We start from the raw sequence: 16,776 nt of genomic DNA, 5'->3' as shown, positions 1-16,776 counted from the left end.
AACGAAGTCACTTACCAACGCTCAGCTGCTGTGACGACATCAACAACACCGTATGCACCATGAAGTAGCAGTTGATCAAAGAGATCCAACACTGAAGCTCGCCCGCCAGAGTCATGCGCTTGCGCATACGCCCTGCCCAATAGGGCACCCACTTCACGTGCATCCGCTGAAGCTCTAGTCGAAATGTCTCCGGTGTCCGTGCCATATGCCTCAACGAAACGTCGAGCGCATTGCATAATCAACCCGTCTACTCGATCTGGCGCCTGGTCCAAAGTGATAAGAATCTGGGACGCGGCATGCTCGAAGGATGGTGAATTGATGAGAGAGATCAGCTCACGCTCGAACGGACGGAGAGCTTTTCCACGCAGCGCACTGGCCATCGAGGCTGCAGCTTCCCGCACCTCCTGCTCTCCATCTTCAAGGAACTGGCGAAGCGCATCGCCCGCAGCTACGACATTCGCAGTGTGTGGCAGTCGGCCAGCACACATCTGGGCCGCGCCCTTGCGAACTGCGATATCGGTGCTCGTCCTGACTTCTGTAAGAAGGTCATCTACACCCAGTTCCAGACCTGCATAAGCCGCTAGACGTCCTCCGGACTCGCGCGTCTTAAATACAGGAGAAGCGATCATGTGGCGAATCACTGGATGCACAATCGACACATCACGATTACTAATATAAAAGATCAAGCGCTCAACGTAGTGACTTGCGAGAAGGCGATCTTCTGAGTCAATGAGTCGCCGGAATGCCACCACTGACTCATCTGGAGCATGACGAAGGCATGCAGCAACCAAATGGGCAGCACAAGCACGAATTGCAACAGACGAGTCACCAGCGATTTGGACCAGTGAAGGCAGAAGTAGAGCTGTCCGCCTTCCATCTGCGTCATGTACGAGAATGTTCCCCAACATTTCTACAGCTGCACCGCGTACGGTATTAATACCGCGCTCCCACGGATCGCGGCCGTCTTCCTGCGCAGAGTCAGTTACGTCACCCGCGTCGGGCGAGAACAGCGCTTGCTTTACGAGCAACGCGATAATGTTGTCAGGGATCTCACTCCTCAGATGAGGGCGCAAAGCCCACCCAAGCCATCGGTCAACTTCCTCTACTTCAAGCGATGCGATGTGTCGAACTGCCTCAAATACGAGACTAGGGTCAACCGATACGTCACTATCGCCTAGCCCTTGCAAGATCGCGTTTGCGTAGGACGGATGGTGTTCCTTCTTGAGACTGCTTGAGAGTTGTGAAAAGCGTGCTGGATCTCGCTTAACTTCCTCCTTTAGCACATGCGACAACTGGACCGCGCCGCCCTGCTGAGTCGTCCAGTCAGTCTGGTCCGAATCATATTCCTCCATTGCCTCCAGCCACTGAGCGTCCGACATGTGCCGGGCTACCTCGGATGAAATAGGTGACTGAATGAAGCCACCGCGCGGCCTCGGCGGTTCGGTTAGTTCGTCAGTATTAAACAGACAGCGCAATTCTTCAAGTCTCTGCTGGCCCGCGTCGGACAGCCTGTCCTGGTCCAGTCCGGACAGCAGGGCAAATGAGCAAGCACCAGCCTCGCTTTCCCATTCGGGCCGAAATTCCAGGATCGCGCCCTCGAGTCTCGCGAAGCGTTCATCAGACAGATGTGGGCCGATCGCCTTTACAAGTCGCTGAACTGGCCACAGAGAGGCGGTAGCCTGTAGACCCGATTCCCTGTCGAGTAGAAGGGTAGCGGCGTATTCAGCATTCTCTTCGCTAGCTACTGCCAGTGCTTCATACAGGAGCCACTGCGCTGTCCCGTGCCCATCTTCAGCAAGCTTCTCGAGAAGTGCTCTGGCTGTTGATGAGTCCTCGGCCGTGAACTTCCGCAGTGCTCCAACTGCGCCGGCCACCAACGCCGAACCGAGCTCATGGTGATTTCCTTCATCGCCACTATACCAAGAGAGACGATCAAGGAGCTGACCATTCTCACTCTCGTACTCCGTCAGCGCCATCACCTTGAGTAGGTAGGGGACCATCTCCTCGCAGAACTTCTGAGTCGCCCCGGTTGCCGCTCCTGTGGTGATCTGAATAGCTCCAGAATCCCGAGATGAAAGCACCTCTACTTTTCCAGTTGAGTCAAGTGCTAGAGCTCCCGGACGGTCGACCAAGTATGCTTTGAGTAGTTCTACCGCCCAATCAGGCTGTTTGCTACCGAGATCATACAGAGACATGAACAACTCGGTATCGTTGCCATCAAGATCGCCTCTTCGTACCGCCTCAAGGATCAAGTCGAAGAGATCTCGACTCTCATTGACATCGGCGAAGCGAATAACCCACTGCAGCCATGATGGATATTCGTCGGTTTGACCCGCATAAGGAGCAATAATCTGCGCCAGGCGATCCGGATGCTCCTTGACGCCTCCAAGCATGATTTCAAGGGCCCGAACTCTTTGGTCCTTGTCGCTACCTCGGAGCCACCTCTCGATCGCGCCTTCCTCATCAAGTCGCTCGAACCACGGGCATGTCCGAAGTGTCAACCAGATACGACCCAGGAAGGAGAGATCCTTGCCGAGCAGTCGTTCAACCATGAACCATTCAGCGGTCGTTGGCATCTCCAAGGACCGGAGCACCCCAAGTGCTACATCCTTGACGTGGAAGCGAACCCCTGCTTCAGAGAGAAGAGCTTCCATCTCGTTAACGAACCGCTCTGGCTCCTCCTCACGCAGATACGTGAGGATTTGGCGTACTTGCGCCCGCCGAAATAGCTCCTGCTCCCCGTCGAGAAGAAACTCCACCAGTGTCTGACCTCGGCGCGTCCACCGCCGAGCAAACGCATAGTCGAAGAATGACTCATGAAAGAACCAGATCTTGCGTCCCTCCTGCACCAGCACATGCTCAGAGACCAAGACATCAGCATGATTCGACAAATCTTCATCGTCAAGACATGAAGCTGGAACAGTAAGACGCTGCCGTCTGCTCATCTCGTCGGCGAGTACTGCCACAACGTCATTAAAGCGAACAGACGCTTCTCTTCGCGATTGACAATCCCGTCGCTTCCGATCCCAGTATGCATTGAACAGATCGTTAGTACTTGAGAAGGAGAACGCTTCTGACTGGTCTGAGATGCTTTGTAGCAACTTGAGGTGCAGTGGTACTCGAAGCACTTCTTTCTGTCCATCACTCAGGCGACTGCTATCCACCCCCATAGAGTCGACTGCCGAAACAACCTGGTTATCCTCCAATCCCTTCAATTCGACTTGCTTCGCGTCACGGGTCTTTGCGAGTGTCCTGATCCGATCGTCGTGATCGAAGTCGAATTTGCGACAGGCCAGTAGTACCCGCATGTTCGGGAATGCTGATGCTTCACGTACAAGGTCGTCGACGGCATCGAAGGTTCGCGGCATCCGGCCGGACGCCTTACTTACGGCGTCCAGTTGGTCGATGACTAGAAGACAAGGGCGCTCCTGTGCCACTGCTGCCAGCGCTGACACAGGTGATGTACCCAGGTTGAACCGCTGACCCAACTCATAGGTCGATGAGAAAGGGTCTTCCCTGTCAAGACGGAATGCGAGTACGGCCCAAAGCTCTGATTCGACCCGCTCAACTACGTCATACAACACCGTGCTTTTTCCGACGCCACCAACACCCACAGCAAAGATGCACCGATCTCCATTGATCAATTGATCGGCGATCTGCACTGCCTCAGCACGTTCGATGGGTGGATTGAGAAGCTCGCGCTTAACGCTCGATTTCCAACTAGTGAAAGTATTGCCAATGGCCTGGGCAAGCGTTTGGGATCCAACGATCCCTGCCAAGCTGAGCTCATACTCCGGTAGGTAATCACAGATTGACTGATAGTCGAGCGGTCTTGCTAGTTTCTCAGTAATAAGGTCGCCCAGAGTGACTGCGGTCGTGAGCCCAGAAGCACCCTTTAGGAGCATCCCAGCAAGTGCGGCATTCCAGTCTCGCAGCAGTCGCTCATCAACGCACTGGACATGAATGCCTCGAAGCGTTTCCCAGGCAATCTGGGATGAGTTGTACACAGTTGAGCTAAGGTAATTAAAGTCAGCAGTGTCGGTTAGCGTGTCGACGAATGTCTGGAGATCTGGAGAGCGCCGAGCTCGTCCGGCTAGCTCGTCGAGGCTTCTGGCCGGGATGGTTGAAACAAAGTGATATTGCCGCCCTCCATCTACATGGGCCTGGGCTGCCGCGAAAATTCCTTTAGCTCGCAGGTCGCCAAGTGTCCAGTAGTTCGCGTTCCCGTGCTGGCGTTTGACCTGGTGAGCTTCCACAACGTTGTGACGACGAACAGTGAACTCGATGCCATCACCGATGTCCCCCAGGGGCTCAACCATGACGGAGTTGGCACGACCAGCTAGCACCTGAAGGACCTGCCAGACCGTCCAAGCTCCCTCATAGTGGTTACCGAGCTTGTCAGCCTCACCGCCGACCCGCGGACTCATCTCGGCCCCTTTCGGAAGTCTGTGGGTGCATCCGAGAGGTCAGATCGCCCTCCAGGTTGCACGAACACAGGGTAGAGGGTGGCACCGACAGGAGCCTGCGCAAGAGCCGGACTTGACCATGACGACTTCACTCTGATTCTCCGTGACCTTGATTGAACCCGATCACTTCCTGCGCCCATCCGACACAGCCCGCTCCTGCATCTCCCTCTCCAACACCCATACGAACGCCACGCCTCCCTTGGGGAACGTCCATCCCTCGTAAGCGACTTCGACACTCGGTGACGGGTCCGATGCTGAGAGGTGGGTGTACCGCGGCTGTCGTGGTCCGGAGAGGTAGTTCAAGACGTTCATGTGCCGGATACCGCAATCGCCGTACCAAAGCTCAGCTCGGAAGTCCTTCGTCGGCTGGGCTAGATCGAGGTGCAACACATGCCCGTGCTGCTGGACCAACACGCGGTAGGTGTAGGAGACGGTGACGGCCTCGTTGGTCTTCACGTCGCTGCCGAGGTTGCAGGTGAAGACCTGCCCCTCCTTGCGTACGCTGCGACGAACCTTCTGCGGCTTGCCGTTGACGGCGATCTGCACCAGTTCGAAGGCTTCGGGCGATGAGGCGTCGAGGCCGTCGATCGGCTCGAAGTACCACTCTGCTGTGGAGGTTGGGTCGGCCAGCAGTTCTCGGTAGGCATCCAGGTCGGAGACGCAGGAGAAGCGCAGTACCGGGCTCGACGGCACGAAGCGGTAGTCCCAACGGATGGTGGCGACGAACATCGCGCCTCGGCCTTCCGCCGGCCCCTTGCCCCAGGGTGCGAGGGCTACCGAAGCGTGGGCATCTTCCCAGCGCTGCCGAGCCCCGATGATCTGCTCTCGGAGATCCTGGTAGGCGTCAGCCGCCAGCTCCTTGTCACCAAGACGGATGCTCAAGGTGTTCTCGACGATCCGGTCGAGCGTCTTCTGGGAGGCGACGTTCGTCAGGGACTCCGGCGCGAAGGCGAAGCCGTCGACCACGGCGTCCCGGATGGCAGGTGCTTCCTCGGACAGCACCTTGCGGAGTCGCTGATTGGCACGAGCCTCGGCGTCGGCCTGGTCGATGTACTCAAAGAAGATGGCAATGAGCCCGGTCGTGAAGAGGGCTGAACCGACTTCCATCACGGGGAGGCTGTCAAGCCAGGCGCCGGCCGCGTTGCCGCTCGTCCAGTGGGCGAGGAGCATCAGAGCTATACCAACCACCGTGACGACGGTCGCGAGGAGTGCAGGTTTGGTTTGGTACAGGCGCTCGAGCGGACTTGACATATACAAGATCAATTATAACAAACGTGCAGCTCAGAGCAATGGTTAGCATGGGGAAGGCCCCGAGTCGCTAGGTACGACTCGGGGCCTCCTGGGTGTGGCGCACGGGGGCTATCAGCCGCCGGTGCCGCCACCACCGCCACTGTTGGCGCGCAGCATGGCCATCACCCCCCTCCCAAGTGCCGGGGACCTTGGCCACGACTATAGGACTCATAGTCATGGGATGCAGAGTCTTGGGATACAAGGTCTCTGGATTTTAATGCTTGGGACATATGTAGTTGGGCGTTGTTATGGCAAAACAGCCCATCTCAGACGCTGCCCAGACCTTTGGGGCCCGGGTACGCACCCGCAGAAACGAGCTCGGCAAGAGCCAAGAGCGCCTTGCCGACGACAGCGGTATGCACTGGACCTTTATCGGGCAGGTCGAGCGCGGCCAGCGCAACGTCAGCCTGCACAACATCCTCAAGATTGCTGAGGCGCTCGGTATCGACCCAGGAGAGTTGGTGCAGGGGTTGAAGGCGCCGGGTGACGTCGGCAGTGGCGGTGTTCCGACCTCGGCCTCCTAGAAATATCACTGGCATCACCCCACCTGTGGCGCAGTAGAATTTCCGCGGGCCGTCGTCTCTTGGGCGGCTCTGCCTACGCGCCAAAATCTTGAGGTGCCCGTGATCTTCAGATCCGCAATGTCCGCCTTCTCGAAGCTCTTCCGGAAGTCGTCAGCTGACGAGAAGGTGACCCCAGAGTATCTCCTGGCTCTGGCCACCGAGTTTTATGTGCAGTCGCACGACTTCAACGGTCTACCGGTGCACGCCCTTGAAATGGAACCGGACGACCTCCGAGCGCTCCTGCGGCCATTGGTCGAGGCGGGCACTGCATACGTCAACTATGGTGACCGGCACCCCAACCCTCATATCTTGGCGTTCGAGCCGGAGTCGCGAGAGCAGCAGCTTGAAAAGCTGGCAACCAACGACCTGGCTGGCGCGTGTCTCTATCCCACGGTTGGTCACCTTGAATCGGTTGTAGACCGTGATACATACCGAGGCCGGCCGTACAGCCTCGAACTTGCCCTCGGGTATCCCGCCCTCGGATACCACTTCTTCGATCTCTCGATTCTGGAGTCGTACCGCAACGATCCGCGTTATTACTACAGCTTCGACATCAGTGGCAGGATCAGCATCCACGATGACCACTTCAGGCAGTCAACCATGCCCGAGCGGGATCAGATCTTGCTTGAGTCATTCGGCCTGGCGCTACAAAAGGACGACGGATGGGGCGTTGTCGTATTTCGCCGATACCTGTCTTCACTTTCTCCTGAGCATCAGCAGATCTGGAAGGCCAAGCAGGAGGACGACAGGGAAAAGTTCGCTCCACACCCCGACTACTTGCGGTCGAGCATTCTGGGAGACTGGCACGAGAAGCTCTCTCTGTTTAGGGCGGTCTTGGAAGAGATGAAACAGATCAACGCCCTCGCTCAGCACATCGGGCGGCCACCACTCTTCAGGAACACCTACAGTGAGAACTGGCCCAATGACTTCGGCTACCTGATTCGTCCGACGGGCCGCGAACTGGCAAATTTCGCAGGTGCCCTCGACAAGATGCTCTCAGACAACATCAACCGGGACTTCTTCCAGAACGAGGTTCCGTATGAAGACGAGCAGACCGACAAGAAGGGGCGCACGGTCGTCACACAGCGGGGAACCATCCGAATCCTTGACGAGTGGATCAAGGCGAAGGTCCGGTGTGAGAATCCCGAGCTGATCGAGCACGCCATCAAGACGCTGAAGGAAATCCGTAAGAAACGGAACCCGAACGCTCACACGATCAGGCCCGACGAGTACAACGTCGCGCTGTTCAAGGAACAGGCCAAGCTTATGCGCGATGCTTACCGGGCTTTGGTGACGTTGCGCCAGATCCTTCAACTTCATCCGGCAGCGCGCGACTATGAAGTGCCAGACGTTCTAGAGAACCAGGAAGTTTGGAGTTTCTAAGAAATTACCATGGATATGATCGAATCAACTTTGCGCATTCCGCATCTGACCACCCGTAGTCTCTCTTTAAGAAGTCGGCAACGCGGAGCTTCAAATTCTCCTTATCTTCCTCCGTGATCGGCGAACTTTCATCTTTATTGGATGCCTCGAATTTTTCCAACAGTTCCTCTTGGAGTCCGCTAGAACAGGCTTGCAAAAATTCCTTTTCAACCTTCTCTTCTGTTAGCTCCTGAAGCTCGCTTCTGAAGGACTCAAGGCATTCATCGAAGTCGCGACGAAACAACATTTCATTTACGCGGTCAATCAGGTCTATGTACCTAACGAGGAAGTTATAGTTTGGAATCTGATACCGATAATCATGCCTCAACTTAACCCACTTGGCGTATATTTGCCAAGATGTGTTCGGAAAGGGCGTGTCATTAAAGAACGCCTCACTCGTTCCTGTCAGAGCATAGAAATCTTCTAATTTTTGCTCTAGAGCAGTCTTGTGAGATTCGAGCTTATCCTTGAATGAAAATGTTTCCTGAAGAGATTCGAGATCTACAATCTGACCCAGCTTCGGGTGAAGCCCCTCTGCGTTCGACGCATCTTTCATAAATGGTGATCCTTTTAATAGTTCAATTATATATATACCCTTTAGGTGAGTCAAATATTAAATACTGTCACGGACAATTACGTCCCGTCCCGCCGGCCCCACCAACGAGCCCCGAGCCGTCGTCAGGCCGCAGGGTCGTCGCTCCACCTGGCCACTCCACCCCCGCACTCCCTACGCTGGTTCCCATGCCTTCAACTGACGTGAGCGTCCGCACCCTCGACGGCCTCCTCTTGGCGGGCACCTTGGTCACGCCGGAGCAACCAACCTCCCGAGCCGTGGTGCTCGTTCACGGTGGAGGCGTCACCCGTGAGGAAGGCGGCTTCTTCACGCGGCTGGCGACCGGGCTGTCCGAGGCCGGTGTGGCCTCGCTGCGCTTCGATCTCCGCGGGCACGGCCAGAGCGAGGGTCGTCAGGAAGACCTCACCCTGTCCGCCATCCTCAACGACATCCGGGTCGTGCTGGCGTACGTCCGTGAGGAGACTGGGGCCGCGGAGGTCACGCTGCTTGGGGCGAGCTTCGGCGGAGGGATCTGTGCCTACTACACGGCCCAGCGCCCGGACGAGCTCTCGCGCCTGGTCCTCTTCAACCCCCAGCTCGACTACAAAAAGCGCACCATCGACAGCCGGCCTTTCTGGGAGAACGACTACCTCCAGGACGAGGCAGCCCAGCAGTTGGCGTCGGAGGGCTTCATCCAGTTCACGCCGACCCTCAAGCACGGGCGGCCCATCTTCAACGAGGTCTTCTGGCTCCGCCCCCATGAAGCCCTCGGCGACGTTCAGGCGCCGACCCTCATCGTGCACGGCACCAAGGACACCCTCGTACCGTTCGAGTCCTCGAAGTTGGCCGTCTCCCAGTTCCGGGTTCCGTGCCAACTGGTCGAGATCGAGGGCGCACAGCACGGCTTCGCCGTCCACGACGACCCGCAGTACCTCAACCCCCAGAGCCAGGAGTGGCAAGCCTTCGTGGTCCGGACGGTGGCGGAGTGGGTGACTCAGGAACTCTAAGACGTCATCTCATTTGGATCGGTAGCCTATCGGTCGTGGTTTCGATCGTTGAGCGGCTGGTGCCGGATGAGTTGTGGGAGCTGTTCCAGCGGGTGGTCCCGGAGGCTCCCTCGCGGCCTCAGGGCGGCGGTCGGCGTCGGCATGGCGACCGGGAGGTGTTGGCTGCAATCGTGTTCGTGGCCACGTCGGGCTGCACGTGGCAGCAGCTGCCGTCCGCGTCGTTCGGGCCATCGGGAGCGACGGCTCACCGGCGCTTTTCCGAGTGGTCGAAGGCCCGGGTGTGGGCAAAACTCCACCGCCTGGTCCTCGATGAGCTTGGTGCCCGCGGCGAGCTGGACTGGTCCCGCTGTGCGATCGACTCGGTGAACATGCGGGCCCTGAAAAGGGGGAGCTGACAGGTCCGAATCCTGTCGACCGGGGCAAGTACGGCTCGAAGATCCACCTGATCACCGAGCGGACCGGTCTGCCCCTGTCCGTCGGGATCTCGGGGGCGAACCTGCACGACAGTCAGGCGCTGATCCCGCTGGTGAAGGGGATACCGCCGATCCGCTCCCGGCGCGGACGACGGCGGCGCAAACCGGGAAAGCTCCACGCCGACAAGGGATACGACTACGACCACCTGCGGCGATGGTTACGCAGGCGAGGCATCAGGCACCGCATCGCCCGCAAGGGCATCGAGTCCTCGACTCGCCTGGGCCGCCACCGCTGGACGATAGAACGCACGATGTCCTGGCTCGCAGGATGCCGCCGACTGCACCGACGCTACGAGCGCAAAGCCGAGCACTTCCTGGCCTTCACCAGCATCGCCTGCACCCTCATCTGCTATCGCCGACTCACCAAATGAGATGGCGTCTAAGAGAGCGTGGAGCGCATGAACCTGCCCTACGGCGGAACGAGCACTGTCGGCGCCTGATTAGCCCTGGGGGTCTTGGGGCTGTTGTTCGACAGCACTCGCCGGCAGGGCACGCGATCGGGTGATCTATCGGCTAGCCGTCCCCGCGAAGCGCGTGAAGCAGATCAGATTAGGGACATGCGAGCCGTTAAGCGTGAGGGAGCACCCTTGACGTCGGCTGCTTCCTGAAAGGTGCCCATGAATCCTCTGTCCCGTGTCCTCAGTTCCTTGACCTGTGCGGCCGTGACTGCTGCAGCCCTGGCCGCTCCGGCGACCGCCGCCGATGGCTACGACGGGGTCTACCAGATCTCCAGTACTAGGTACCCCGATTTCTGCCTGGAATGGGACGTCTATTCGGCCCGGCCTAAAGAGTGTAACGGCAGCGTCTACCAGCGGTGGGAGGTGTCCCAGTCCTCTGACGGCACCTACCGGCTAATGGCTAATGGCTTCTTGTGCGCTGCGGAGGGGGTCAAGTTGGACATCCAGGAATGCGACGACAGGATCGAACAGAAGTGGCACGGGACTCCGTCAGTGGCCGGAGGGTACGAGATCAGGAACGCGGCCTCCGGGAAGTGCGTCGAGCTCTCCAGCTTGCAGATCCTCGCTCCGTGCAACGGGAGTACGTATCAGAGCTGGAAGTTCACCCCTCGGAAGTAGGGCACGCCGCCTCGGGCCTGTCGTGAAACAAGTGGTGCGGTTTTGCCGCTCAACACGTCCTCTGAGCTGCGACTCGAACACCATAGCCATGCAGTTGTTTTCCGACGTGCCCCGCCTGCCGTTCGGCCTTGCCTGTGGTCCATCCGTCGGGCTGCCGCTACTTTGCCTGAGCCGCCGGTACCGTACGGATGCGCGGAGCGCGCAGCCTGTAACGCGGTGTGGTGGGTAGTGAGCAGGTTGCAGGTCGTGCATGGCCGCCACGTTGGAGACGGGTAGTCAGGGCCCAGGCTGACTACCAGAAAAGGTAGGAAGCGATTGAAACTACACCAGGAGCTTCCGTGACATGCAGCTGATGCGGCAGGATCTGCTGCATGTCAGCAACGAGACCCACCACCGCGCAGGTACATCAGTCTGGGCGTCATCTTGCGGTCGCCGAAGCTTTGTTGCGTGCGCTCCCAGCGAAGCTACGGGGAGCCCAGACTTACATCGAAGTCGGCGAGCACGTCGCGTTGGTAAAGGTAGCCACCAAAAATGCCTGGATCATCGGGGACGTTGATGAGTTCACCGCGCTCACATGCGATCGAGCGATATTGATCAACATTTCCGACACCCGCGACTTCTACATTGTTGATGCAAACCAGTTGCGTGCTGGTGTGCGTAAACGCCATCAGGAGTTCCTTGAACGCGTGGGAGGCACTCGTCCACGGAACCCCGATTCGAAGAATCACGTCATCCAACTTGAGCATGTGAATGAATGGCGGGACCGTTGGGATCTGCTGATCTAGTTAGCCACGATTGAGCAGGTCGAGAAGAAGCTTCCCGTAGCCCGACGGCTTCGGGTGCGCGACCCTCACGAAGCTCGCAGAGCCTCGCGGAAGTCTCGTACCGCGGGCCGGCTACTCCAGCGATCCAAAGTGTGCAGAACTTCGCCGAGGACGCGCAGGGTCCGCTCCGACTTCATGGTGTGGGCCACTTCGGCAGATGTCCGGCCAAGCTGGGCGGCCTCGTCAGGCTCGCCGCACAGCGCTACGGCAGCCGCCCGCCGCGCATTGAAGAACCCTGTGTCACGCCGCGACAGCGTCCCGGAGGAGATTGCCTCGCCGAACAACTCCACCGCCATGCTCGGCTTCCCAGCCTCGGTGTACGTGACGGCGTTGCGGAGCATCAGGGTGTCTTCGGCGAAGTAGGCCCCCAGCGGGCTCGGGTCGACTCCAGGCACCTCGGCTAGCAGGCTGCGCGATTCGTCGAGCTTCTGCTTGACGGCGTCCAACGGTTCGCCGGTCATGGCCAGGCCGAGGGCTTCTTGCTGAGTGACCTCGGCGTGAACGCGCGGTGGGAGCCGCCACCGCTCGTGACGAGCTGCTTGGGCCAGGGTGAGCACTCGCAGGGCATCCCGTTCGTCGTAAGCCATCTGGGACTTCTTGAGCAGGACGTACCCCTGCATGGCTGCATCGTCGGCTTCTTGAGCCCACTCCATGGCGCGGTCGTACCAGAAGCCGGCCTGTCCAGGCTGGTGGATGTCGCGGTAAAGCCATCCGGCGAACTCGGCTCCGTCCGCCCCGACCGACAGCAGTTCGCGGCGGGCCTTCGGCTTCACATCGCGGGCGTGCCGCTCAATAGCGCCGAGCAGCCCGAGGACAAACGGCAGGGTCGTCTTGGGCCCGAGGGAGCCGTCGTCCCGCTTGGCGCTCTCCAACTGGGTGCGGAAGTAGTCGACGACCGGGCCGCCCTGGTACCGACGGGAATCGTCCAAGGCGCTCGCTACGCGCTGGAGTTCTTCCAGGCCCAGACCCGGGAGGGCAGCAGCGGCGATGCCGCTGAGCAGGGTTCTACGGTGAAGCGGACTCATGGCCTCGTGTTCTGCGCTCGTGGTGCTGTCGGCTGGGATCGCCGACAGGCTGCCGAGGCCGCTGGTCGCCAGCGTGGAGGCGTCAATGGGTACGAAGACGGTCTGTCCGTCGACCACGACGGGGAGCAGTGTCGATCCCTGGGTCTGGGACGACTGCTCTGGCTTCTGGCGACCGGCCTGCTCCCGCGGATTCGTGGGAGCGGCGAACTGGTGTCGGCTTCCCGGCAGCTTGAACCAAAGTAGGTCGGCCGGGGCTCCGAGGCTATGCGCCCAACTCATGAGCTTGGACAGGTCCTGTGGAGCCGGACCGTTCTCGATGCGGCTGAGCTGCGCCTGAGTCAGACCAAGCCAGTTGGCGACGGCTCCCTGGGAGATGGGGCGCTCGTGGTGCGGATGTGTGCGGTAGGCGTACAGCACCTTCCCGAAGTGCCAGCTCTCCAGGGCCTCACGCATCTGCGGGTGCTGCCAGAACTCGACGGGCAGAACGGGCGGTTGACCAGCTGAGCCGCGCTCCTGGCGGGCGCAGGCGCCACAGTGGGTCCCGGCGTTATCCCGTGCCAGGCGGGTACCGCACTGGCAAAAGCGGGCTGGTGGTTGTGGTGCCATACCGCTGTACTCCCGCCCTTGTTGCCCCTTGTTTTGCCCAACCCAGCGTATTGCCATACGGGGCCCGTGGGCGGCAATACGCCGGACGTATACCGGTGTATGTACGGCCGTAGTTGGCGCAGGTGGGAGACCTAAGCAGGCTCGGTAGTCCCCCGTCTTTCTACCCGTCCAGCGGACGGGGCAAGGAGCCGACCGTGCGACCTGCTTCACCCCGACTTGCCTATGGCTATCTCCGAGTCCTTCCGGACCTCGGCATCGACGATGTTCTACGTCTCCAACGAGACCTGGTGATCTTCGCCGAGAACAACGGACTGGTTCTCGCAGACGTGTTCGTCGAGGCCCAGTGGCAGCAGCTCAAGGCGTGGCAAGAAGTTGTAGCGCACAGCCGCATGAAGAACGTGACCCACGTCGTCATGCCCTCGCCCGAGCACCTGCACCAGATCCCCGTGTTGGCGGAGATCATGCGGGACGAGGTAGAGCGCGAGATTGGCGGCCAGCTTTGGTTGGTCGAGCCGTTCGAAGCGACCGCCCCGAAGAGTCAGGAGGCGGGTCGTGAATAGCGGACGACTTGTCAGCCGGCTGGAGCTTGCCGCTCAGCGTGACGCCTCGCCCTGGGCTCGTCGCCACACGAGGGACGTCCTTGGCGCCTGGGGCCTGGTGCCCGAGCGGATCGACACGGTGGAGCTGTGCGTCAGCGAGCTGGTCACCAACGCTGTGCTCATCACCGAGGAGACGCTGGGCGCTTCGGTGGCACGCATCTCGTTGACGCTGATCTACATGCCCGGCGAGCTGGTCGTCGAAGTAGCAGACGGCTTCCACCAACCGCCAGTCCGCAAGGGGATTGTCAGCCCCCAGGCCGAGGGCGGCCGGGGCCTGATCATTGTTGAGGCCCTCGCCAAGGAGTGGGGATTCTTCCAGCCGCCGAGCGGCGGGAAGGTTGTTTGGTGTCGGGTGGGGTTGGGGTGAGAGGCTCACCAATCGGGGTGCACGAGTCCTGGTGTCCTGAGTCGGGAATTCACTGCGTAAGTCAGTGCTGGTTCAGCATGATGTCCAGATATGGTCAACGACACCCTCAGGCCAGCTCGACCTGGAACAACACGGTGGCCGGACCTTCGAGGGCGTCGTCATCCGGGTCGCTCAGCGCATCCTCGCGATGGCCGCATGACCGGAGCCTCGGTCCCTCTATCTCTAATCGCGTACGACCACTGACCACATCGGACTCATTCGTCTAGGCAGAACAGTTCTTCGTACGGGGCCAGTTCGGATGGCAAGCCGCACTCGGGACTCACGCGCACCCATTCTCGATGGAATTTACCACGATCATCGCGCCAGTCAAACCTTGCGTAAACGTTCTTCCAACCACCAAGATGCCATTTTTTCGAATCACCTGACAGTAGAGCCGTAAGAGAGAATGGCGTCGTAGTGCTCTTGAGATCTCGATTCTCTCCGCTAGCGTCAATATCCTGGTAGACCGATCCTTTCGACGTAGCAACGAACAGGCGGAGAGTGAACTTACAAAAGTACTGCTGCGAGAAAAATCCGAGGCCGAGCGTTTCACTTTCCCCATACCTAAGCGTGATGGTGCGAGAACCGAAGTAGCTTTCACCATTACCTCGAGGTTCTTTATTTGCATCCTGGGGAGCAGGATCACCCTCGTCAAGATTGAACGCAATACGAGGGATTTTAGGACCAGGGCTCGTAGTCCCTTCTGGATCAAAAGGACTGAAAAAGGTGCCGTCAAGCGGCGGCCTGCAATCCTTGATAACCTTCATGTCTGTGATACGAATTTCTTCCTGAAGATTGCCAATTAACGTGATAGTTGCCCGAGGATTGTAGGCTCTCGAGTCCACGGGAATCGCTTGATGTTCTTTAAACCAGGATGAATGCCTCTCAGTTTGAGCGTAAACATTAGTGTTGAACTCAGCGAGCTCTTCGTCGCTAAAATCAAGATTCTCCGCGAGCACGAAGGACCCCACGGGTGCTGGTTTTATGTCCACCATATTGACCACTTTAACCGGCAACGATGAGGGGTCGGCTGGCTGTGCAACTGGGCCAGGTTCAGGGGACTCACCAGCATCGCTACTGATCCACTTATACGCGCCGACAATCGTTGTGATGATCAGTGCCACAGCACTGAGAATTGAGAGAAACACAGTGCGGGGATTCGCTGGTTGCGGCTGTTTGCGATCGTCGGAGTCAACAGAAGGTTGCGTGCGATCGCGAGTCTGAATTGGCTCGGACGAGCTACTGTCGGAGTGATCGTCTACCGAAATAGGAGATGTTAGGTTTTGTTCACTAGCAACGGTCTCAATCGGAAGTGAGCCATCAAGTGCGAGTGATGGTTGGATACGTGAGTCGCTGTGCTTGATAGCTTCACTACCCTTGAAATCAGGTAGGGCCTTTTGTGGCTCTACCTGCTGTCGACTCTGTTCCTCCTGAGAGGTCAGTTCTTCCAAATAATCATGCGTCGCCTGTCCGAAGTTCTCGATGTATGTTTTCCAATGGTTTCGAACGGTGCGTTCGTCTACGCCACCAACCCATGCACCAGCTACGCCCTGCCGGATGGATTTCAGATCTGCGGGTCCTCGCCTGGACTGGCTAGGACTCACTAAGGCTCTCTTAGGATCATCCACTACAAGACCCATCAAAGCGCCAGCAGCCAAAATGGTGCATGCAAGGTTATCTGTAGGGGTTTGTTTGTGGGTCTCATATGCAGCATCGACCACTTCGAGGAAAATTCGACGAAGGGCTCGAGCCTTGTCATATGTGGAGGAATTTGCAGGAGCCCGAGAAATAGGTACGAGTGCCAGCCATGTAGGGCAGCTCTCAAGATTCGCAACAGTGGCCATTTCGGTGACCAAACGAAACAGCTCTTCCCAGGGTGTTTTTGCTTCTTCCCGCGACCCCACTTCACCCCACCCTATATTTCACGCCGCGCTTTTAGGGTGGCGAATTTTACCACATTTAACTCAGACTTGCAATTTCAACTAAAATGTAGTTTTATAGAAGTAGATCACCGAAAGGAGTGATATGAATGTCCCTACAAGTCTAGAACAGAATGCCCATCTTTTTGAACGCTTCGTCGCAACATGTGACACCGCAGAAGACGGCGTTGAAGAACAAGAGGTGTATCTGAACCCTCTGCTCGGCCTATGGCTCGAGAGAGGTAATGGTATTGAGCTTACCGCAGGCAAATATGAGTACTTCTTGGAGACTGCCTTAGTCATAGCTGATTTGGCGATGAAGGGCGGAATTTCGCTCGACTACGAAGGTCCACCCTTAGAACCCTACCGACGTCGCATGGTTGGCATTTACGACCCACGCAATCCGGAGTTTTACGACCGCAGAGCCTATGAAATGACTGCCTACCGACACCAGAACGGTAACTAGTAGCCAAACTGATCAACCCTGTCTGACACATCGCGCCCGCTCTACCACTTAAGGTGAGCGGGCTTCTTCATGTCTGCTCTC

General features: G+C 58.4%; 14 protein-coding genes. 9 read left to right on the top strand and 5 right to left on the bottom strand.

Translation table 11 applies throughout. The features are described from left to right. Positions 1-11: 11 nt before the first annotated feature. Positions 12-4,427, bottom strand: a complete 4,416-nt coding sequence (locus tag KBY47_RS11005) for a hypothetical protein (protein ID WP_210920832.1) — start codon at positions 4,425-4,427, stop codon at positions 12-14. Positions 4,428-4,589: 162 nt separating this feature from the next. Next, entirely contained in the window at positions 4,590-5,636 is a 1,047-nt protein-coding gene (locus tag KBY47_RS11000) for a hypothetical protein (protein ID WP_247694495.1), read from the bottom strand. 368 nt (positions 5,637-6,004) lie between these two features. Here KBY47_RS11000 and KBY47_RS10995 point away from each other — a divergent pair, with 368 nt between their 5' ends. Together KBY47_RS10995 and KBY47_RS10990 are read left to right on the top strand one after the other, a co-directional pair. Then, the gene (locus tag KBY47_RS10995; RefSeq protein ID WP_210920830.1) at positions 6,005-6,280 is read left to right on the top strand and encodes a helix-turn-helix domain-containing protein; all 276 of its coding nucleotides are present in this window, start codon (positions 6,005-6,007) and stop codon (positions 6,278-6,280) included. A 93-nt stretch (positions 6,281-6,373) separates the two neighbouring features. Then, complete coding sequence (locus KBY47_RS10990) at positions 6,374-7,702, top strand: hypothetical protein (protein ID WP_210920829.1); 1,329 nt, start codon at positions 6,374-6,376, stop codon at positions 7,700-7,702. A gap of 4 nt (positions 7,703-7,706) precedes the next feature. Here KBY47_RS10990 and KBY47_RS10985 read toward each other — a convergent pair whose 3' ends face one another. Beyond that, complete coding sequence (locus tag KBY47_RS10985; protein WP_210920828.1) at positions 7,707-8,297, bottom strand: hypothetical protein; 591 nt, start codon at positions 8,295-8,297, stop codon at positions 7,707-7,709. Between the two features lie 185 nt (positions 8,298-8,482). Between KBY47_RS10985 and KBY47_RS10980 the strand changes: the two genes are divergently transcribed. The 4 genes from KBY47_RS10980 (at position 8,483) to KBY47_RS10965 (ending at position 11,635) form a co-directional block, all read left to right on the top strand. Then, positions 8,483-9,301: an alpha/beta hydrolase gene (locus KBY47_RS10980; protein WP_210920827.1), complete on the top strand. Its 819-nt coding sequence runs from the start codon at positions 8,483-8,485 to the stop codon at positions 9,299-9,301. 44 nt (positions 9,302-9,345) lie between these two features. Then, a protein-coding gene (locus tag KBY47_RS10975; RefSeq protein ID WP_210920869.1) for an IS5 family transposase occupies positions 9,346-10,145 on the top strand; the annotation gives its coding sequence in 2 pieces (ribosomal slippage) (positions 9,346-9,694 and positions 9,694-10,145; 801 coding nt in all). Positions 10,146-10,436: 291 nt separating this feature from the next. After that, positions 10,437-10,850 (top strand): RICIN domain-containing protein, encoded by a 414-nt coding sequence (locus KBY47_RS10970; protein WP_210920826.1) that lies wholly within the window; start codon positions 10,437-10,439, stop codon positions 10,848-10,850. 371 nt (positions 10,851-11,221) lie between these two features. After that, on the top strand, positions 11,222-11,635 hold the full coding sequence (locus KBY47_RS10965; protein WP_210920825.1) for a hypothetical protein: 414 nt from the start codon (positions 11,222-11,224) through the stop codon (positions 11,633-11,635). 65 nt (positions 11,636-11,700) lie between these two features. Here the strand turns inward: KBY47_RS10965 and KBY47_RS10960 are convergent, their stop codons facing one another. Continuing rightward, entirely contained in the window at positions 11,701-13,152 is a 1,452-nt protein-coding gene (locus KBY47_RS10960) for a helix-turn-helix transcriptional regulator (protein ID WP_210920824.1), read from the bottom strand. A 440-nt stretch (positions 13,153-13,592) separates the two neighbouring features. Here KBY47_RS10960 and KBY47_RS10955 point away from each other — a divergent pair, with 440 nt between their 5' ends. Both KBY47_RS10955 and KBY47_RS10950 read left to right on the top strand, forming a co-directional pair. Continuing rightward, a complete protein-coding gene (locus tag KBY47_RS10955; protein WP_210920823.1) occupies positions 13,593-13,865 on the top strand; it encodes a hypothetical protein in 273 nt (90 codons plus the stop codon). Continuing rightward, on the top strand, positions 13,858-14,271 hold the full coding sequence (locus KBY47_RS10950) for an ATP-binding protein (protein ID WP_210920822.1): 414 nt from the start codon (positions 13,858-13,860) through the stop codon (positions 14,269-14,271). The genes KBY47_RS10955 and KBY47_RS10950 overlap by 8 nt, the downstream gene beginning before the upstream one ends. 254 nt (positions 14,272-14,525) lie before the next feature. Here the strand turns inward: KBY47_RS10950 and KBY47_RS10940 are convergent, their stop codons facing one another. Continuing rightward, on the bottom strand, positions 14,526-16,214 hold the full coding sequence (locus tag KBY47_RS10940; RefSeq protein WP_210920821.1) for a hypothetical protein: 1,689 nt from the start codon (positions 16,212-16,214) through the stop codon (positions 14,526-14,528). A 121-nt stretch (positions 16,215-16,335) separates the two neighbouring features. On the opposite strand from KBY47_RS10940, the gene KBY47_RS10935 reads away from it, so the two are divergent. Next, positions 16,336-16,695 (top strand): hypothetical protein, encoded by a 360-nt coding sequence (locus KBY47_RS10935; protein WP_210920820.1) that lies wholly within the window; start codon positions 16,336-16,338, stop codon positions 16,693-16,695. Positions 16,696-16,776: the final 81 nt, after the last annotated feature.

The sequence above is a fragment of the Streptomyces sp. B93 genome (genome assembly GCF_018070565.1).
GTDB lineage: Bacteria > Actinomycetota > Actinomycetes > Streptomycetales > Streptomycetaceae > Streptomyces.
This window is presented reverse-complemented; position numbering and strand designations above follow the sequence as displayed.